The sequence below is a fragment of the Pseudoduganella albidiflava genome (assembly GCF_004322755.1).
GTDB classification, from domain to species: Bacteria; Pseudomonadota; Gammaproteobacteria; order Burkholderiales; family Burkholderiaceae_D; genus Rugamonas; species Rugamonas albidiflava.
Genome location: NZ_CP036401.1, coordinates 4733638 through 4751446 on the forward strand (window position 1 = coordinate 4733638; position 17809 = coordinate 4751446).

Here is a 17809-nt window from a genome sequence, read left to right on the forward strand (position 1 = left end):
TCCCTCTTGTTTTACATTGTAGTTGCCGGGCAGCAGCCCTCCCCGTCCTGTCAGTATCCCTTATTCCGTACGGACGCGATGCACGGCAGGCGTGCCCGTCCCGCCTTGGCGGTTATTGTCCCGACATAAGTAAGTATTGCCGTAAGTCAACAGATTGTAGCGGGGGAAAGCGGCCGCGTCAAAGGGCCGGCGGTGAGAATTTCATCGAGGATGCGACACAGCACGCGCGGATCGCTGCCCAGCGCCACGTGGCCGATGCCGCCGAAGGCGATATTCTTCGCGCCCGCCAGGCGGCAGGACGTCTGCGGCGCCACGATATTGTCGTGCCACGACCAGATCGACGTGACCAGCGCGCGGTGCGCCGCGTCGTCCTGGGCCAGCTGCGCCAGCCATTCGGCATCCTGGCGCATCTGCCGCGCGTTGGCGCCGATGCCCAGCGCGGCCAGGCCGGTGCCGTGGTGCGGCGTGCCGACAGTGACGATGCGCGCCACGTACGCCGCGCCGTGGCGGCGCAGCCAGGCGCGCGCCACCAGCCCGCCCATGCTGTGGCCGACGATCACCACGCGCGGCGCGCCGGTGGCGGCGAGCAGCCGCTGCACGGCGCGTTCGACGTGTTCCACGTAATCGTCCAGCGGCGCGGTGACAGGCTCGAGGTCGACGGTATCGTGGCTGATGCGTTCGCACCGCAGCCGGGCGCGCAGGGCCGCCCAGAAGCCGCCGTTGCAGCCATAGCCGTGCACCAGCAGCACGGGCAGCGCCCTGGCCTCGGGGGCGAAGAAGGGGGCGGGCCGGTGGCGCAGCATGGTCCAGGACGAGGTGAGCATCGAGGCGCGGAATTCGCCGCAGAACAGGCACAGCCGGGCCGCCAGGTCGAGCTGGTGCTCGGCCGGCACGTCGCTGGAAAACTTGCGCGCCATGCGGAAATTGTTGGCACTGATCGCGCCGCGTACCAGCACCACCGACAGCAGCGCCAGCAGCAAGGCCAGGTCGAGCGGCACATAGCGCGCGGCGGCATACCAGATCGCCAGCGCCGCCGCGATCTGCACCACCATGATTGCCAGCAGGATGCGGACTACCATTTCATTTCCCCAGCCATTTTTTGCAGCCAATTCGTTAGCCGATTCGCCAGCCATTTCGCCAGCCAATTCGCCAGCCGTGAATGGGACGGCGTACCCGGACGGAAACCGGTAACCGGTAGCAAGCACCGTTGTCAGGCACCGGTATCAAGCACCGTTATCAGGCACCGTTATCAGGCTCCGTTATCAGGCACCATTCTCACGGAAAACGGCGTTCGACACCAGAGTCTCCCGCGCCAGCGGAATTCACTCCTCCGGCTTGCGCCCGTGCGCCATCATCTGCCGGGCGATGCCGCGCAGGATGTTGACTTCTTCCGTCTCCAGGCCGGTGCGGGCGAACAGCCGCTTCAGGCGCGGCATCAGCTTGCGGGGATTGCCCGCGTCGAGGAAGCCGATCGCCACCAGCGCCTGCTCGAGGTGCGCGTACATGCCTTCGATCTGCGCCTGGCTGGCCGCGTCGCCGCAAAAGCCGACCGGCGAGGCGGCCGGTACCGCGCCGTCCAGGGCCGCCATGCGGCACTCGTACAGCAGCACCTGCGCGGCCTGGGCCAGGTTCAGCGACGAATACCCGGGATTGGCGGGGATATTGATCAATACGTTGCAGCGTTCGACGATCTCGTTCGGCAGGCCGAAGCGCTCGTTGCCCAGGATGAGCGCGGGGTACAGCTCGGCAGCCGCGGCCACCTGCACCGCCACTTCGCGCGGCGTGTGCACGGGTGGCGAGAACTCGCGCAGCCGGGCCGACACGGCGGCGGCGAAGTTGATGCCCTCCAGCGCCTCGGCCATCGTGGCGACGATGCGGGCACTGGCCAGCACATCCTGCGCGCCGCTGGCGAAGGCCACGGCTTCCTCGTGCTGCAAGGCGCCCTCGACACGGGGATTGACCAGCACCAGCTCGGCAAAGCCCATCGTCTTCATGGCCCGGGCGACCGAACCGATATTGCCGGGGCGGCTGGTTTCCACCAGCACGACCCTCAGCCGCTGGAAAAGAGACTGCGGAGGCTGCGGAGGCTGCGAAGGCGGCGTGCTCAGTGTTATTTCCTGCGGCATCATTTAGAATAGCGGTTTTCGCGAAACGGAAGATTTTACAACGCCCGGGGTTTGCGCCGCGTTTTGCCGCCATCGGCGCGATGTTTGCCGATGTGCGCAACGTGGTCTGCTTCGTTGTTGTGCCTTTCGTTTTGCGCCGCTCTTTTAATTCGCTCCTGTTCACACAGCCACCGCCGCGCAGGCATCCGACTGCCATGGCGGCCTGTCATTTTTCTACGGAATTGCCATGCATCCAATGCTCAACACGGCCGTGAAGGCCGCGCGCCGCGCCGCCGCCGTCATCAACCGCGCTTCGTTCGACCTCGACCGGGTCAGCTTCGCCGAAAAGAATCCGAACGATTTCGTCACCGACGTGGATCGCGCCGCCGAGGAGGCCGTCATCGAGGTGCTGCAGAAGGCCTACCCTTCCCACGCCTTCCTGGGCGAGGAATCGGGCACCACCGGCAATGTGAACGACGAGAGCGAATTCGTGTGGATCATCGATCCACTGGACGGCACCACCAACTTCATCCATGGTTTTCCCCAGTACGCGGTATCGATCGCGCTGCAGCAGCGCGGCGTGATCACGCTGGGCGTCGTCTACGATCCGGTGCGCAACGAACTGTTCACGGCTGAAAAAGGCGCCGGCGCGTTCCTGAACGACAAGCGTATCCGCGTGCGCAAGCTGGACCGCATCGCCGGCGCGCTACTGGGCACCGGCTACAAGAACGGCAGCCCGAAGGCGCTGGAAGAATACCTGAAGATGTACGGCATCATGGCCGAGCGCTGCCACGGCGTGCGCCGGGCCGGCTCCGCCGCGCTGGACCTGGCTTACGTGGCCAGCGGCCGCCTGGACGGCTATTACGAGAAGAGCCTGCAGCCATGGGATATCGCCGCCGGCACGCTGCTGGTGACCGAGGCGGGCGGTATCGCCGGCGAATTCAATGGCGAATCGGACTACATGCGGACCGGCCACGTGATCGCCGGCAGCCCCCGCGTGTTTGGCCAGATGGTCGGTTTACTTGCTGAATTTTCCTGAAATCAACATTTCGTGTAGCTTTGATACAAAAAAAGGCCCTTCGGGGCCTTTTTTATTTCTATTACGAAATTCAGTTTCCCTCAATACTGATATACTGCCTGAGAGAAATTGCCGACCAGTCCGGCCTCATTCAACATTTTCCCTGCCTGCGACTGGCATGGGGCTGTATTCTTCCAGAGCAACTATGTCCTTCTCCCAACTCGGCTTGTCCGATGCGATCGTCCGTGCCGTGACCGAAACGGGTTATACCGCGCCGACGCCCATCCAGACCCAAGCCATTCCCGCCGTGCTGAACGGTGGCGACCTGCTGGCCGGCGCCCAGACCGGTACCGGCAAGACCGCCGGCTTCACGCTGCCCCTGCTGCACCGCTTGTCCACCGACGCGGTCGGCGCCAAGCTGGCGAACAACACCTCGACCCGGTCGATCCGCGCCCTGATCCTGACGCCCACCCGCGAACTGGCCGCCCAGGTCGAGGAAAGCGTGCGCGTGTACGGCAAATACACCAAACTGAACTCGGCCGTGATCTTCGGCGGCGTGTCGATCAATCCGCAGATCAAGCAGCTCAAGCATGGCGTCGACATCCTCGTCGCCACGCCGGGCCGCCTGCTCGACCACATGCAGCAAGGCACCGTGAACCTGGACAAGGTCGAGATCCTGGTGCTGGACGAAGCCGACCGGATGCTGGACATGGGCTTCATCCGCGATATCCGCAAGGTGCTGGCCGCGTTGCCGGCCAAGCGCCAGAACCTGCTGTTCTCGGCCACCTTCTCCGACGAGATCAAGGCGCTGGCCGATGGCCTGCTGGACAAGCCGGCCACGATCGAAGTGGCGCGGCGCAATTCGACGGTGGAAATCATCGCGCAGAAGATCCACCCGGTCGACCGCGACAAGAAACACCCGATGCTGTCGCACCTGATCCGCACGCACAAATGGACGCAGGTGCTGGTATTTACCCGCACCAAGCACGGCGCCAACAAGCTGGTCGACCAGCTGGGCGCGGATGGCATCAAGGCGATGGCGATCCACGGCAACAAGAGCCAGTCGGCGCGCACCCGCGCCCTGGCCGAGTTCAAGGACAACACGCTGCAGGTGCTGGTGGCCACCGACATCGCCGCGCGCGGCATCGATATCGACCAGCTGCCGCACGTGGTGAACTACGACTTGCCGAACGTGCCGGAAGACTATGTGCACCGCATCGGCCGCACCGGCCGCGCCGGCGCCAAGGGCGAGGCCGTGTCGCTGGTGTGCGTGGATGAGCACGACATGTTGAAAGACATCGAAAAGCTGATCAAGCAAACCCTGCCCCGCGAAGTGATCGCCGGCTTCGAGCCGGACCCGACCGCTCGCCCGCAGCCGATCCAGCTGCGCAGCGGCAACGGCCCGCACCGCAATCCGCGCGCCGGCGGCAACCCCGGCGGCGGCCGAGGCAAGCCTGGCGTGTCGCGCGCGAGCAACGGCAGCGGCGGTGGCAACAGCGGTAGCGCCCGGCCGGCAGCGGCTCCGGGCGTACGCAGCGCCGCACCCCGCGGTGGCCAGCGCCCGGCCGGCAACGCCCCCTCCCGTTCCGGCGGTGGCGGTGGCAGCGGTGGCGGCAACCGTGGCGGCAGCGGCGGCCGCGGGCGCTGATTCCGCCTCACCTGGCGCAGATTCAGGCTTGGCTGGCTGCCGTGTTGGTGGCCAGATGGGAAACCGTGCATAATTGCTAACCCCGCCCGCGGTTGATACCATAGTGGCTTTCAGATAACTAGCCGCACATGACCAACGCACATGCCTAAATTTGCCGCCAACCTGACCGTGCTGTTCACGGAACTGCCTTTCCTGGACCGGTTTGCTGCCGCGCGCGCGGCCGGTTTCGATGCCGTCGAATGCCAGTTCCCCTACGAGCACGAGCCGGCGCTGATCCGGCGCCGGCTCGACGATAACGGCTTGCGCATGGTGTTGCTCAACCTGCCGGCAGGCAACTGGGCGGCCGGCGATCGCGGCCTGGCCTGCGATCCCCGCCGCCACAAGGACTTCCGCAACAGCGTGCACCGCGCGCTGGAATACGCCACGCTGCTCGGTGTGCCCCAGCTGCATTGCCTGGCCGGCGTGATTCCGCCAGGCATGGACTTGCGCCGCGCCCGCGAAACCTACCTGTTCAATGTCGAATACGCCGCGAACCTGTGCGGCCCGCGCGGTATCCGCCTGCTGATCGAACCGATCAACACGGTGGACATGCCCGGCTATTTCCTGTCGCGCACCGAGCAGGCGCTGGACATCATCGCCGCCTGCGACAGCAGCAACGTATTCCTGCAATCCGACATCTATCACATGCACAGCATGGGCGAAGACGTGCCGGCGATGCTGCGGCGCGCCTTGCCGCATATCCGCCACGTGCAACTGGCCGATGCGCCGGGCCGCCACGAGCCCGGCACCGGCGTGATCGACTTCGACGGCGTGTTCGCCCTGCTGGACGAACTGGGCTATGACGGCTGGATCGGCTGCGAATACCAGCCCCTCGGCGACACGGTGGCCGGCTTGCAGTGGCGCAGCGGTGCGTCCGCCGCGGCGCTGCCAGCCGTTGCCTGCCTGAATCCCGCCGCCTGACTTTCCCGCCCGGCTCCCGCTGTTTGCGTTGCCGCAAACAGTGACGCTCTTGCAGGCGCAAGATGTTAATTCCGCTCACGACACGGGAACATCATGCGCCCTTCCTTCCTGCCACGGTTCCTGCCGCCCGCCGGCCGTTCCATCCCCCGCTTTTCGATCCTTCGCTCCCCGATCCTTCGTTCCCCGATCCTTCGCCTGACGATCCTGTTGCTGCTGGCCGCCCTGCTGGCCGGGTGCGCCGGCAACGCGCGCCTGAAGGAAGTGCGTGCCTTTGCCGCCGAAGCGCCCAAGCTGAACGGTTATGCGGAATTGAGCCAGCGTTACCGCGATACGTACCAGCGTGAACAACCCTACCTGAGCCCGGCCGCCGATCGCCGCGAGCAAGCCATCGACGCCCAGCGCCGCGCCGCCTACCCGGACCTGGTGGCGATCCACGAGGCGGTCGTCGCCTACCTGCGCACGCTGGGCAAGCTGGCCGGCGGCGACCAGTTCGACCCGGGCGACCAGATCAAGGATGTGGCGAAAGGCATCAAGGCCTGGCCCGACACGGGCCTGACCGACCGCCACGTGAATGCGGTGTCCGGCCTGGCGCGGCTGCTGGCGCGCATCGGTACCGGGCGCGCCCAGGACCAGGCCGTGCAGGACATGCTGCGCGACGGCTACGAGCCACTGCGTGACTCGCTCGACGCGATGAGCACCGTGCTGCGCTATTACGACAAGAACCACGACAACGAGCAGGCCATCGTGATCGGCATGCTGGAAACGGAGATCCCGTTTGCCGACAGTCCGCAGGAGCGGCTGCTGGCGGCCCTGGCGAAAGCCCACCGGCAGGACAAGCTTGATGAATACCGGCTGCTGGGCCGGCGCCACACGCTGGCCCGGCAGCACGTGCAGGCGATCCGCGACCGGCATGAAGCGCTGTACCGTGGCCTGGCCCCGGCGCCGGCCGATCCGCAACCGGCGGCACGCGTTGCCGCCAACCAGGCAGGAGGCACGCCATGAACCAGACCACCAGCACGGGCGCCACAGGCGCCGAAGGCACCGGCGGCACCAGCGACACCAATCGCACCGACGACACCAAGGGTGCCGGCGCGGCTGTTTCCATGTCCCCCGCGGACATCGAAGCGCTGGCCGACAGCCTGTCCGACAGCGCGCATGTGCTGCACAAGCGCATCATGGCGGCAATCCGCAAGAATGCCGCCACCTCCGGCCAGGCGATCTCGCACGGCGAGGCGCAGGCGCTGTTCGAGCAGGAAATCGCCCTGCGCCAGCAAGCCAACGCCCTGTATGCGGACGCGACCGGATACGCCGCCCGGGCGCTGGCCCTGCCCGCCCGCGAACTGCTCGACCTGGCGGCGCGTGCCCGCGAGCACATCCGGCGCATCGACCGCGCGAAGGAACTGGCCGGGATTGCCTCGGCGCTGCTGAACGCGGCCGCCGCGATCGCGGCATTGAAGCCGGAAGCCCTGGTGCCCGCGCTGGAAGACCTGAAGGAACACCTCGCCGCATTACCGGACACTGCCAAGAAGGCCTCCCTCCCCGCCGGGGACGGGCATACAATGGAGACATGAATGCCCTGACCCCGGTCCAGCGCGCGGCGCTGCATGCCTCGCTCGAGCAGCGCAAGCTCGCGCTGCTGCGGCAGCTTGCGGCCCGGCCGGCGGGCGAGTCCAACCGTGCCCAGGCTGTCGAGGAAGTGGAAACCTCCCCCGCCGACAGCGCCAGCAACCGCACGCTGAACCAGCTGGAAGCGGAGGCGGACGAACTTCGGCTGGCGCAACTGTCGTCGATCCGCCACGCACTGGCCAAATTCGACGGCGACGATGACGGCCCGCATGGCGATGGCGGCCATGGTGGCGGCGGCGGCGAGGCCGGCGACTATGGCGATTGCGAAAACTGCGGCGAGCCGATCGGCTATTCCCGGCTGGAAGCCCGCCCCGAGGCGCGCTTCTGCATCGCTTGCCAGACCCGGCTGGAGCAGCACCGGCGTTGAGCACGGGGGGCTGCCGGCGCCGTGATGTGCGCAGCCACCCCGCCCACCCGTCCTATAATTCCCCCATGGGCTACAAGACGATCGTGGTACACGTGGACGAGGCACCCCACTCCGCGGCGCGGGTGCTGATGGCGGCCGACCTGGCGCTGCAGCACGGCGCGCACGTGATCGGCGTGGCGCTGACCGGCGTCTCCCGCTTCCTCTACCAGAACGAGATGGTCGACGACGAAGACCCCAACCTCGCGCTGCATCTCGACGTGCTGCGCGAGCGCGCCCGCCGCGCGCTGGCCGGCTTCGCGCCGCAGTTGCACGCGCTGGGCGTGCACAGTGTCGAGGAACGGGTGCTCGACGACGAACCCGGCGCCGGCCTGGCACTGGTGGCACGGCATGCGGACCTGGCCATCGTCGGCCAGGCGCCGCCGGATGGGCGCAGCGGGTCTCCGGCGGCGTTCCCGGCCGAGGTGCTCACCGAATCCGGCTGCCCGGTAATGGTGGTGCCCTTCACGGCACGCCCGCGCGGTTCGATTTCCGTTACCCCGGCGGGCGTGGCAAGCCCGGGCGCGCCGGCACCCGGCCGCCACATCCTGGTCGCCTGGAATGCCAGCAAGGAAGCCGCGCGCGCCGTGCGCGAGGCGCTGCCGCTGCTGGCGCGGGCCGACAAGATAACGCTGGCGATGATCGATGCCGACCTGCGCCCGGCGGCATTCGGCGACACGCCGGGCGCCGACGTGCTGGCATGGCTGGCGCGCCACGGCATTTCGGCCGATACCCAGGTGCGGCAGACAGCCCGCCAGGGCTTGCTGAAGCGTCCGGGCGATGTCGGCGAGGCATTGCTGATGCTGGCCGGCGAAACCGGCTGCGATCTCGTCGTGCTGGGCGCGTATGGCCACTCGCGCTTCCGCGAAACCCTGCTGGGCGGCGTCACGCGCACCGTGCTGGAAGCCATGACGGTGCCGGTGCTGATGGCGCATTGAGATCGCGCAATAAGGTGGCGCAATAAGATGGCGCAATACAAGGCGCAATAAGCGGCATTTCGAATGCGTGCACACGGCACGCTCCGCCTCATTCCTGCCAGTCCTGGTCGCGGATCTTCGCCACCTGGCGCTGGGCCATCCATTTCCATAACTGCAGCGCGTCTTCCTTGCCGGCCGACATGCGGCGTGGACTGGCCAGCGCGATCTCGCAATCGCGGTCCGACCACTCCTCGAAACGGATCGCGCCCCCGCCCGCACCGCCGCGCACCACTTCCATCTGGTACATCAGCCCGTCGTCGTAGCCGAAGCGCAGCACCGCCGAGGGCGGAATGCCGTCCGCCCCGGCGCCATCGCCCTCGTAGATTTCCGACAGCGCGGCAGCCAGTTGCGCCTCGGTCGGTGCCTGCACGTTGTGGCCGTCAGGCCCCGTGAGCTCTACCCATGCGTGTGTCATGCACGCCCCTCCAGAAATAACGTGGCGCGACGGTGCCGGCCCCGATCGCCGATCAGGCGATACGCCGCGGCAGCGACAGTGGATCGAAGTCTTTCCAGTCGCCACCGGCGATGGTGCCGTCGGCGCGCTCGATGTCGTTGGCGCCCAGCCTGCGCAGCAGCTGCACGACGCGGTCCTCGTCGCCATCCGGCAAGGCGACCGCGACCAGCATGCCGGACTTGCGCGGTGCGACGGTGTTTTCGCCGCCCTGCTCCGGTTCGCCCTTCTCCTTCATGTGCGAGAAGCTGTACAGCGAGCCCACGTGCGCGCCGAGCAGGCCGCCGACCACCGGGCCGGCGGGGCCGGTCAGCGGCACCGTCGCGGCACCGATGGCCGCGCCGATCGCGCCGCCGGTGGCGGCCCCCTTCGCCAGGCCTTCCGGGGAATCCTTGGCGCCAGGCGACAGCGTGCGGTCGCCGCCCAGGGCATGCATGTCATGCTGGCCGGGCTGGTTCACATAAAACGAGCTGATGCGGTCTTCCGGGTAGCCCGCTTCCAGCAGGGCCTGGCGTGCGCCGTCGATTTGTTCCTGCAGCTGGAAATGACCGGCGATGATGGTTGTCATGATTGTTATCTCCTGCATGAATTGGACGCACTCAGCTTGCCGCGCGCTCCAGTGTGTTTCCGTACGTTGACGCACATAGCCTGGCGCAAGTTCGCCGGCCGGCATCGTGATAGCGGAATCAGGGAGTGCGAAGCGATGCGTCAGCCAGCGGCGCCAGCTTCCCGATGCGGCGGGCGCTGTGGCAGCCAGACGGTGAACGCGGTGCCCTGGCCCGGCTGGGACTGGACCTCGATGCGCCCGCCATGCCGGTTGACGATGCCATACGACAGCGACAGCCCCAGGCCGGTGCCGCTGCCCACCGGTTTGGTGGTGAAGAATGGCTCGAAGATGCGGGTCAGGTGCTCCGGCGCGATGCCGGCGCCGGTATCGGCGATTTCCACCCATACCCAGTCGCCCTGCACGCCGGTACGGATACGGATCACGCCCCGTTCGGCGATCGCCTGGCCGGCATTGACGAGCAGGTTCATGAAGACCTGGTTCAATTGCGACGCGCGGCACTCCACCAGGGGCAGGTTGCCGTATTCCTTGACCACGGTGACCTTGAACTTCAATTCGTTGGCAACGATGTTCAGCGTGCTGTCCAGCCCGCGGTGCAGGTCGGCGAACTGCCATTCCGTTTCACCGACGTGCGAGAACTCGCGCAGCGATTGCACGATTTCCTTCACGCGCCGCAAGCCGTCGATGGATTCGCCGATGAGCGCCGTGGCGTCGTCGCGCAGGAAGTCCAGGTCGGCATCCCGCCGCAGCGGCGCCATGTGGCCGATCAGCTCAGGGTACCCGGCAATGGCGCCGTGGTACTCGTCGACCAGCCGCAGCAGCGCGCCCACGTAGCCTTGCAGCGAACTCATGTTGGAATTGACGAAGCCGATCGGGTTATTGATCTCGTGCGCGATGCCGGCCGCCAGTTGCCCGATGGAGGCCAACTTTTCGGCCTGCAGCAACTGCTCATGGGCTTCGCGCAGCTTGCCGATCAGCTGCTGCTGTTCGATGCCTTTCGCCAGCAGCGCCTCCTCCATTGCCTTGCGGTCGGTGATGTCGGTCAGCGCGCCGATCACTTCCAGCGGCCGGCCAGCCGCGTCGCGGATCAGCCGCAGGGTATCGTGCATCCACAGGTAGCGCCCGTCCGCCGTGCGGAAACGGTATTCGTATACCCGCTGCCCTTCGGTGAACACTTCGGCCAGGCTGGCAACGATGCGCGGCTTGTCGTCGGGATGGATATGGTCGAACCAGAAATTCGGGTCCGCCAGCATTTCCGCAGGCCGGTAGCCCAGCATGTTGAAGGCGTTATTGCTGACGAACGTCATCTTGAAGTCGCCGCTCGGCACCGTGGAGTAGATCAGCGCCGGGGTGTTGTCGATCAGGTATTGCAGGCGGGTGGACAGCGCGGGATCGGAAGGCACGGCGCCGGCTGGCGCGGGATCGGAGCTGGCCGGGCCGGCAGGCGCTGGATCGGAGCGAGCCGCGCCGGAAGGCGCGGCGGGTGGAAGCGAGGCATCGTACTCTTCGAAGTGCATTACCAGCTGGCCCAGGCGAACGAGCGGTTGGCGGGCAGCGCCGGCGACACGGCTGGCCCCAGCGATGCCGGATGGTCCGGCTCGAACGCGGCCGGCGGTTCGTCCAGCCACGCGCGCGGATCGACACGGTAATACTTCGCCAGCTCGTCGTACAGCGCCGGGTGGCGCTGCGCCAGCTGCCATGGCTTGCCGAAGAATGTCTCGGTGGCGACGGCGAAGAACTCGGCCGGACTGGTGGCGCCGTAATGATCGAGCACGCTGTCCTGGCTGCCCATCCAGGCGGCGCGGCGCAGGTGCGCATAATCGCGGGACAGGACCTCGGACCAGTTGCGGTAGTTTTCGCTACTGCCCAGGTACGGTGCGCCATTGGTGGCACCCGATTCGCTGTCGAGCTGGTGGGCGAATTCGTGCAGCACCACGTTATGGCCATCCCAGGCCAGCGCGCCACGCTCCGTATCGTCCCAGGACAGCACCACGCGGCCATCCTGCCACGACTCGCCCAGCATGGTCTGGCGGAAATGCGTGACGACACCGCCCGGCCCCACGTCCTGCCGCGCCGCGGCAAAGGCGCCCGGGTACAGCAGGATCGTGCGCAGCGAAGGATAGACGCCGGTGGCGCGGTTCAGCAGGAGCAGGCAAGCCTGGCCGGCAATGGCCACGCGCATCTCGTCCGTGACGTCGAGCCCGGCACAGCCGACGAACTTTTTCTGGTGGAGGAATTGCTTGACGAGCCGGTGCAGTTGTTCCTGCAGCTCCGGCGCGAGGCGATCATGGATGGGAACGTAGCGGCGCAGCGCCGCAAGCGCGGCTGGCGGCAGTGGCCGGGCCAATGCCCGGCGCAAGGTCAGGCGGGGATACAGGAATGGCGTGGCCACTGCCAGCGCCACGACCGTCAAACCAAGCAATGCGTCCATAGTGGCCGTCCATAACGATATATGTCGCCACAGATGGGGAGCGTTGCCGGCAATTCAATCAATGCGCAGTGAACAAATTACAAGCTGCGCGGCCCTGTACGGAAGCGGTCCGAAACCGGTTCCGCGCGGCAGGCCGGCCGGGTCGCCGCGCGAGCGCTGGCGACGCCGCGCCGCCGGCCGTCCTTACTGCTGGGCCTTCTGCAGCGATTGCGGGGCGCCGAACAGGGCGGCCACCAGCGGGTCGCGCGTCACGGGGCCGCGGTTCACGCGGATCGCGTAATGCGTATCGTCCGCCAGGATATGGAAGTGGCGGCCGCTGCCGGCCATGCTCTGCTCGCGCAGGCTCGGGCGTTCCTTGCGCGGCGGCGAGCCTTCGCGTTTCGGCTGGGCGATCGCGGCCAGGAAGGCCTGCACGCGCTCGGCATCCGGGGTTAGCCGGTAGACGGCCTTGCCCAGGTAGGTGGCGGTGCCCTCGATATAGCGGGCCAGTTCGATCACGCCCGCTTCGCGCAGGTCGCGGATGTACTTGCGGGCGCCGGACGGGGAAAACTTGAGGAACCATGCGATTTCGTCGGCCAGCATTTCATGCTGCTGCAGTTCGCCGATCAGTTTCTGCATGTTTTCGATACGGCGCAGCGTGGCCGAGGTGGACCGTACGCGCTCGATCGGCGCCAGCGACAATGCCTTGCGCTCGGTCCCCGGACCCGGGCGCTCCACCAGCGCCAGGCGCGGCTTCGCGGCGGGCTGGGAGGCCATCACATCGCTGTTCGACAGGTCGTGAGAATCTCTGATTGCGTGCATTTGAACACTCCTTATAACGGTAGCCGGTTAGCGCGGTGCGGGGTCACTGCGCATTCATTCCTTCATTGGGCTCCAGATTGCCGTTATGCGTTGTACAAGTCTGTGCGGCAACGAACATAAAATGGTTCAAAAGTTAAAGCCACTTCGGCGCACTGCTGGCGCCATCGCGATGTCTTCGCGCCGTATCTGCATGGAATTCGCGATGTATTCAAACCGCCACGTTCGGCCTTGAATGTGCGCTCGCGAACAGAACGGCTGGTTCTTGTTGTTTAAAGTGCATCCCGGACCAACCTTAAAGAGAGGACACACCATGAAATACTCCATCCTGCTGGCGGCCATCACCGCCCTGAGCCTGTCGGCCTGCAACAAGACCGAAAACACCGTGCCGGCGACCGACACCACGGCACCTGCCACGGCACCGGCCGCAACCGAGCCGGCAGCCCCGGCCGCCGCACCGGCCGACACCATGACGCCGCCACCGGCCGATACCACCACCCCGCCAGCCGACACCACGGCTCCGGCAGGCACCGGCACCACGCCGGCCGGCACCACGCCGCCAGCTGGCGGCACCACGACCCAGTAAGCGCCTTCCCGGTAGCGGGCTTCCTCAGGGAAGCCTGGTTTTGCGAAGGCATTCCTTCGCAACGGGACAGCAGCAAGGGCGTGATCCAGCAAAGGGCTTTGCCCCAGCCGGAGGTGTCGAGCGGGGTTCAGGCTGGGGTGCTCACGACATGAGTTGCTCACGACATGAGTTCTCAACACATGAGTTACTCACGACATGGGTTGCTCACGACAACGAGATCGCAGACGACATGCCCATGAAACGCGCCGAGATGGCGCGTTTTTTTCGGCTTCCCTCCCGTTGGATGGAAGGACAATGTTTCAGTTCCCGTTGTAATATCGCCACACATTTGATATAACGCAAGCTTATTGTGCGGTACCGCACCGAAGGTGGGGTTGCCAGCACCATAAACTTGACGCAACAGCAATGCAAAAGCTGCAATTGAAAGCAGAGCTGGCCAAGAACAGCCACAGCGACTTCTCTCAATATTGCTGTTGATAAAAATTTCTTCCAACGCATCAGGAGTTATCAGTGAATAAATCCAACAAGATCGCAATCGCCGCAGCCCTGCTGTGCGCTTCCTTCGCCGCCTCGGCGCAGGATGCCGTCATCAATCCGAACTGGTACATCCAGCCCAGCGTCAACGCCATGAAACCAGACTCCGACTGGGCGACCGACAAGACCGGCTATGGTGGCGGCCTGAAGTTCGGTAAGCCGCTGTCGGAAAACTGGGATATCCAGTTGGGTTACACCTACGCCCGCTCCAGCGAGAACGGCGCGCGCTACCAGCAAGAAACGCTGGGTGTCGACTTCCTGTACCTGTTCTCGCGCAAGACCTTCCGCCCGTTCGTGCTGGTCGGCCTCGGTGCCCAGCGCGACAAGGAAAACCCGTTCCGCAGCCTGGCCGAACCGCAGCGTACCTCGCCGTACGTGTCGGCCGGCCTGGGCTTCCAGTCCGTCATCAACGACCGCTGGTCGTTCCAGGCGGATGTGCGCAGTGTGTACGGCTTCATCGGCAGCGACGACTTCCGTCACGACCGTTCGAACAACGTCTACGCCACCGTGGGCTTCAACTACGCGCTGGGCCCGTCGCCGCAGCCATCGGCACCACCGGCACCGCCGCCAGTAGCCGCTGCTGAACCGGCACCGGTCGCTCCGCCGCCACCGCCACCACCACCGGCACGCTTCGAGAAGGTCACGATGTCGGCCACCGAACTGTTCGAGTTCGACAGCGCCAAGCTGCGCGGCGAACAGCCGAAGCTCGATGACATCGCGCGCGTGCTGACCGAGAACCCGAGCCTGACGGGCATCACGATCTCCGGCCACACCGACCGTATCGGTTCCGAGAAGTACAACCAGACGCTGTCGGAAAAACGCGCCGCCGCCGCCAAGGAATACCTGGTCGGCAAGGGCATCGCCGCCGACCGCCTGACCACCGAAGGCAAGGGCGAATCCCAGCCGATCGTCCAGTGCAACGACAAGAAGCGCTCGGACCTGATCAAGTGCCTGGAACCGAACCGCCGCGTCGAAGTCGAGCAGATCACGATCGAACGTCGCGTGAACTGATCGGCGTAACGGAACGACCTGCTGTCTGGCGGGTTTCCGCAGCGATGACTGGCCAGGCCAGCTCACCGCTGCGGTCCACGACGATCGCTGTACAAAAAAGGGGCTTCGGCCCCTTTTTTTTTTTTTTTTAAACGGAGCAGATAATGAACTGGAGAAAGTTCCCCCATATCGCCAAGAAGGTCCCCAACCTGCTGTATTGCGCGCTGATGGAATGGTTCGACCACCGCGGCAGCAGCAAGGGTGCGGCGCTGGCGTTCTATACGCTGTTCTCGCTCGCTCCGATCCTGGTGCTCGTGATCGCGATCGCCGGCATTTTCTATGGCAAGGAAGCCGCCCAGGGCGAGCTGTTCGCGCAACTGCGCGGCATGGTCGGCGCACAGGGCGCGGAAGCGATCCAGCTGATCCTGGCCGGCGCGCACAACGAGGAAGAAGGCAAGATCGCCACGCTGATCGCCGGCGCTTTGCTGCTGTTCGGCGCCACCAGCGTGTTCGCCGAGCTGAAGGCGAGCCTGGACGAAGTCTGGCAACTGCCGCCGGTGACCGACAATACCGTGTGGGACACGATCCGCACGCGGCTGCTGTCGTTCGGGCTGGTGCTGGCTTTGGGTTTCCTGCTGCTGACGTCGCTCGTGGTCAGCGCCGCGCTGGAAATCTTCCAGCGTTTCTGGAACCGCTACTGGCCGGACGCGACGGTGCTGATCACCGTGCTGAACCACACCATCAGCTTCCTCGTGATCGCCGCCATGTTCGGCGTGATCTACAAGCTGCTGCCGCGCATCCAGCTGGCCTGGCAAGACGTGATCATCGGCGCGATCGGCACCGCCATCATGTTCATGATCGGCAAGTTCGGCATCGGCGCCTATATCGGCAACAGCGGCGTGGCCAGCAGCTTCGGTGCCGCCGGCTCCACGATCGCGCTGCTGCTGTGGGTGTATTACTCGGCGCAGATCTTCTTCCTCGGTGCCGAGTTCGCCCGCCAGTACGCGCTGCAGATCGGCAGCCTGAAGCATCATCCGCGCGATGAAAACGGCAAGCTGAAGGTGAAGGCGAAGTAGGACTCACCGGCAAGAGCGGTGGCAAAACCGGTGACAGGCTCGAAAGCCGTTAACTCGAGCGTTATCCAGCACATTGAAAGCGCATGCATTCACCCCAACAGCGAAGGGCTGGGGTCAGGAAGGAATGCTGGCATGCATGCCAGCATCGTTCCGCAGGCGCGAAGCATGCTTCGCGAAACCCCTGCTTCACCCCGCCGGGGCGTAGCCGGGGTTTCAAGGAGCATCGCTCCTTGCCGGCGTAGCGGTACTGGCCTGCAGGCCAGTACTCCATTTCATTCTCCCTGACCCCGGAATCCGCACTTGGGGTGGGCTTATCGAAGCGGATCTCTGGAGTGTTGCCGGGGAATCCGAAAGAATCGGAGCCTGTCACGGGTTTTACGTTGGCGCCGGCCGGGCCGCGAGAACTGGCCACCGGCAAGCAAGTAGGCCGTGTGCGCCCTACTCGCCCAGCAGTTCGGCGACGATCTCCATCCCCTCCACCCGCTCGGCGACCACCTTGACGATCACGATCACGGGCACGCCCAGCAGCAGCCCCCACACGCCCCACAGCCAGCCCCAGAACAGCAGGCTGACGAAGACGGCGGCGGCGTTCATGCGGGCGATGCGGCCCGTCATCCAGGTGGTGACGAAGGTGCCGACCAGCGTGGCGATGCCGAGCGACGCGCCGGTCACGAGCAGCACCATCTGCAGCGATTCGAATTGCAGGAAGGCGACCAGGCCGGTGGCGCTGGTGATCAGCAGCGGCCCGAAGTACGGCATGATGTGCAGCAGCCCGGCCACGATGGCCCAGGCGCCGGCGTTCTCCAGGCCGATGGCGCGCAGCGCGATCCACATCAGCAGCGCCAGCAGCACATTGGTCACCAGCAGCATGAACATGTAGGCCTGGATCGACGTGTTGATGTCTTCCAGGATGTGCACGGTGATCTTCTTCTTCGTCAGCGAAGGCCCGGTCAGCTTGACGAGCTTGCGCTTGAACGTGTCGCCCGACAGCAGCAGGAAGAACACCAGGAAGATCACCATCGTCGCCTGCGAGAGGAAACCGACCAGCCCGCGTGCGCTGACCCACACCCAGTCCATCACGCGGATCCCGCCGGTATTGGCGGTGGCGGCGGCCACGGTGGCCTCCTGCTGCCGCTTGGCGGCGCGCCGCGCGCTGCTGCCCGCGGTGACCTGCTCGATTTCGTTGGCCACGGCCTGGATGCGCGAGATGGTGCTGGTGCTGGACCCCGTGGTGGAGGCGAGCAGGCGGGAAAGCTTATGGGTAATGGTCGGCAATTCCTCGACGATGTTCTGGAATTCGCCATGCACCTTGTCGATGACGACGACGGAGCCGCCGAAGATCGCGCCGGTCACCAGCGTGGCGCCGATGATGCGCTTGACGTGCAGGCGTTCGAGCCAGTTGACGAGGGGATTGAGGGTGTATGCGATGAAGATTCCCAACAACAGGGGAACCAGGAAGTTCCTGCCCCACTGCAGCGCATACAGGAAGGCGACGGTGGCGATGATGCCCAGCGCCAGCCCCTTGGCATGCACATGCAGGGGTAACTGCAGCTTGGACGCGTGCTCGCCGCCTTCCGGTGCTTGCTCGGCCGGTGCAGCCGGCTCCTGGGAAACGATGTGCGGACGGTCCATCCAATGCAT

At 65.7% G+C, this 17809-nt stretch carries 18 protein-coding genes; 10 read left to right on the forward strand and 8 right to left on the reverse strand.

Translation table 11 applies throughout. The annotated features are described in order from the left end of the window. Positions 1-146 precede the first annotated feature (146 nt). Both EYF70_RS19540 and EYF70_RS19545 read right to left on the reverse strand, forming a co-directional pair. Positions 147-1079 carry an esterase/lipase family protein gene (locus EYF70_RS19540; RefSeq protein WP_131146909.1) on the reverse strand — a complete coding sequence of 311 codons (933 nt, stop codon included), beginning with the start codon at positions 1077-1079 and terminating at the stop codon, positions 147-149. 243 nt (positions 1080-1322) lie between these two features. After that, positions 1323-2126: an RNA methyltransferase gene (locus EYF70_RS19545; protein ID WP_131149206.1), complete on the reverse strand. Its 804-nt coding sequence runs from the start codon at positions 2124-2126 to the stop codon at positions 1323-1325. A 235-nt stretch (positions 2127-2361) separates the two neighbouring features. On the opposite strand from EYF70_RS19545, the gene EYF70_RS19550 reads away from it, so the two are divergent. The 7 genes from EYF70_RS19550 to EYF70_RS19580 all read left to right on the forward strand — a co-directional run bounded on the left by EYF70_RS19550 (position 2362) and on the right by EYF70_RS19580 (position 8698). Beyond that, complete coding sequence (locus EYF70_RS19550; protein ID WP_131149207.1) at positions 2362-3144, forward strand: inositol monophosphatase family protein; 783 nt, start codon at positions 2362-2364, stop codon at positions 3142-3144. A 184-nt stretch (positions 3145-3328) separates the two neighbouring features. Then, complete coding sequence (locus EYF70_RS19555) at positions 3329-4771, forward strand: DEAD/DEAH box helicase (RefSeq protein WP_131146910.1); 1443 nt, start codon at positions 3329-3331, stop codon at positions 4769-4771. A gap of 141 nt (positions 4772-4912) precedes the next feature. After that, entirely contained in the window at positions 4913-5731 is an 819-nt protein-coding gene (hyi, locus tag EYF70_RS19560; protein WP_131146911.1) for a hydroxypyruvate isomerase, read from the forward strand. A 93-nt stretch (positions 5732-5824) separates the two neighbouring features. Continuing rightward, a complete protein-coding gene (locus EYF70_RS19565) occupies positions 5825-6733 on the forward strand; it encodes a hypothetical protein (protein ID WP_174800416.1) in 909 nt (302 codons plus the stop codon). Next, entirely contained in the window at positions 6730-7302 is a 573-nt protein-coding gene (locus EYF70_RS19570; protein WP_229420463.1) for a hypothetical protein, read from the forward strand. The genes EYF70_RS19565 and EYF70_RS19570 overlap by 4 nt, the downstream gene beginning before the upstream one ends. Then, positions 7299-7724 carry a TraR/DksA family transcriptional regulator gene (locus EYF70_RS19575; protein ID WP_131146912.1) on the forward strand — a complete coding sequence of 142 codons (426 nt, stop codon included), beginning with the start codon at positions 7299-7301 and terminating at the stop codon, positions 7722-7724. The genes EYF70_RS19570 and EYF70_RS19575 overlap by 4 nt, the downstream gene beginning before the upstream one ends. 65 nt (positions 7725-7789) lie before the next feature. Beyond that, entirely contained in the window at positions 7790-8698 is a 909-nt protein-coding gene (locus tag EYF70_RS19580) for a universal stress protein (RefSeq protein ID WP_131146913.1), read from the forward strand. Positions 8699-8786: 88 nt separating this feature from the next. Here the strand turns inward: EYF70_RS19580 and EYF70_RS19585 are convergent, their stop codons facing one another. The 5 genes from EYF70_RS19585 to EYF70_RS19605 form a co-directional block, all read right to left on the reverse strand. Further along, entirely contained in the window at positions 8787-9152 is a 366-nt protein-coding gene (locus tag EYF70_RS19585; RefSeq protein ID WP_131146914.1) for a hypothetical protein, read from the reverse strand. A 52-nt stretch (positions 9153-9204) separates the two neighbouring features. Then, complete coding sequence (locus EYF70_RS19590; RefSeq protein ID WP_131146915.1) at positions 9205-9756, reverse strand: glycine zipper domain-containing protein; 552 nt, start codon at positions 9754-9756, stop codon at positions 9205-9207. Positions 9757-9896: 140 nt separating this feature from the next. Beyond that, positions 9897-11270 carry an ATP-binding protein gene (locus tag EYF70_RS19595; RefSeq protein WP_131146916.1) on the reverse strand — a complete coding sequence of 458 codons (1374 nt, stop codon included), beginning with the start codon at positions 11268-11270 and terminating at the stop codon, positions 9897-9899. Further along, positions 11270-12184: a M90 family metallopeptidase gene (locus EYF70_RS19600; RefSeq protein WP_131146917.1), complete on the reverse strand. Its 915-nt coding sequence runs from the start codon at positions 12182-12184 to the stop codon at positions 11270-11272. The genes EYF70_RS19595 and EYF70_RS19600 overlap by 1 nt, the downstream gene beginning before the upstream one ends. Before the next feature lie 183 nt (positions 12185-12367). Then, positions 12368-12940, reverse strand: coding sequence for a winged helix-turn-helix domain-containing protein (locus tag EYF70_RS19605; protein ID WP_165497856.1), 573 nt, complete (start codon positions 12938-12940; stop codon positions 12368-12370). 355 nt (positions 12941-13295) lie between these two features. Here EYF70_RS19605 and EYF70_RS19610 point away from each other — a divergent pair, with 355 nt between their 5' ends. From EYF70_RS19610 to EYF70_RS19620, 3 genes are all read left to right on the forward strand, one after another. Further along, positions 13296-13568, forward strand: a complete 273-nt coding sequence (locus EYF70_RS19610; RefSeq protein ID WP_131146918.1) for a hypothetical protein — start codon at positions 13296-13298, stop codon at positions 13566-13568. A 510-nt stretch (positions 13569-14078) separates the two neighbouring features. Then, positions 14079-15113, forward strand: a complete 1035-nt coding sequence (locus EYF70_RS19615; protein ID WP_131146919.1) for an OmpA family protein — start codon at positions 14079-14081, stop codon at positions 15111-15113. Positions 15114-15256: 143 nt separating this feature from the next. After that, positions 15257-16168: a YihY/virulence factor BrkB family protein gene (locus EYF70_RS19620; protein WP_131146920.1), complete on the forward strand. Its 912-nt coding sequence runs from the start codon at positions 15257-15259 to the stop codon at positions 16166-16168. 438 nt (positions 16169-16606) lie between these two features. Here the strand turns inward: EYF70_RS19620 and EYF70_RS19625 are convergent, their stop codons facing one another. Then, positions 16607-17800: an AI-2E family transporter gene (locus EYF70_RS19625; RefSeq protein ID WP_131146921.1), complete on the reverse strand. Its 1194-nt coding sequence runs from the start codon at positions 17798-17800 to the stop codon at positions 16607-16609. Positions 17801-17809: the final 9 nt, after the last annotated feature.

Coding starts and splice junctions, on each gene's coding strand:
- EYF70_RS19540 (WP_131146909.1), bottom strand. CDS start 1,079: ATGGTAGTCCGCATCCTGCTGGCAATCATGGTGGTGCAGATCGCGGCG.
- EYF70_RS19545 (WP_131149206.1), bottom strand. CDS start 2,126: ATGCCGCAGGAAATAACACTGAGCACGCCGCCTTCGCAGCCTCCGCAG.
- EYF70_RS19550 (WP_131149207.1), top strand. CDS start 2,362: ATGCTCAACACGGCCGTGAAGGCCGCGCGCCGCGCCGCCGCCGTCATC.
- EYF70_RS19555 (WP_131146910.1), top strand. CDS start 3,329: ATGTCCTTCTCCCAACTCGGCTTGTCCGATGCGATCGTCCGTGCCGTG.
- hyi (WP_131146911.1), top strand. CDS start 4,913: ATGCCTAAATTTGCCGCCAACCTGACCGTGCTGTTCACGGAACTGCCT.
- EYF70_RS19565 (WP_174800416.1), top strand. CDS start 5,825: ATGCGCCCTTCCTTCCTGCCACGGTTCCTGCCGCCCGCCGGCCGTTCC.
- EYF70_RS19570 (WP_229420463.1), top strand. CDS start 6,730: ATGAACCAGACCACCAGCACGGGCGCCACAGGCGCCGAAGGCACCGGC.
- EYF70_RS19575 (WP_131146912.1), top strand. CDS start 7,299: ATGAATGCCCTGACCCCGGTCCAGCGCGCGGCGCTGCATGCCTCGCTC.
- EYF70_RS19580 (WP_131146913.1), top strand. CDS start 7,790: ATGGGCTACAAGACGATCGTGGTACACGTGGACGAGGCACCCCACTCC.
- EYF70_RS19585 (WP_131146914.1), bottom strand. CDS start 9,152: ATGACACACGCATGGGTAGAGCTCACGGGGCCTGACGGCCACAACGTG.
- EYF70_RS19590 (WP_131146915.1), bottom strand. CDS start 9,756: ATGACAACCATCATCGCCGGTCATTTCCAGCTGCAGGAACAAATCGAC.
- EYF70_RS19595 (WP_131146916.1), bottom strand. CDS start 11,270: ATGCACTTCGAAGAGTACGATGCCTCGCTTCCACCCGCCGCGCCTTCC.
- EYF70_RS19600 (WP_131146917.1), bottom strand. CDS start 12,184: ATGGACGCATTGCTTGGTTTGACGGTCGTGGCGCTGGCAGTGGCCACG.
- EYF70_RS19605 (WP_165497856.1), bottom strand. CDS start 12,940: ATGGCCTCCCAGCCCGCCGCGAAGCCGCGCCTGGCGCTGGTGGAGCGC.
- EYF70_RS19610 (WP_131146918.1), top strand. CDS start 13,296: ATGAAATACTCCATCCTGCTGGCGGCCATCACCGCCCTGAGCCTGTCG.
- EYF70_RS19620 (WP_131146920.1), top strand. CDS start 15,257: ATGAACTGGAGAAAGTTCCCCCATATCGCCAAGAAGGTCCCCAACCTG.
- EYF70_RS19625 (WP_131146921.1), bottom strand. CDS start 17,800: ATGGACCGTCCGCACATCGTTTCCCAGGAGCCGGCTGCACCGGCCGAG.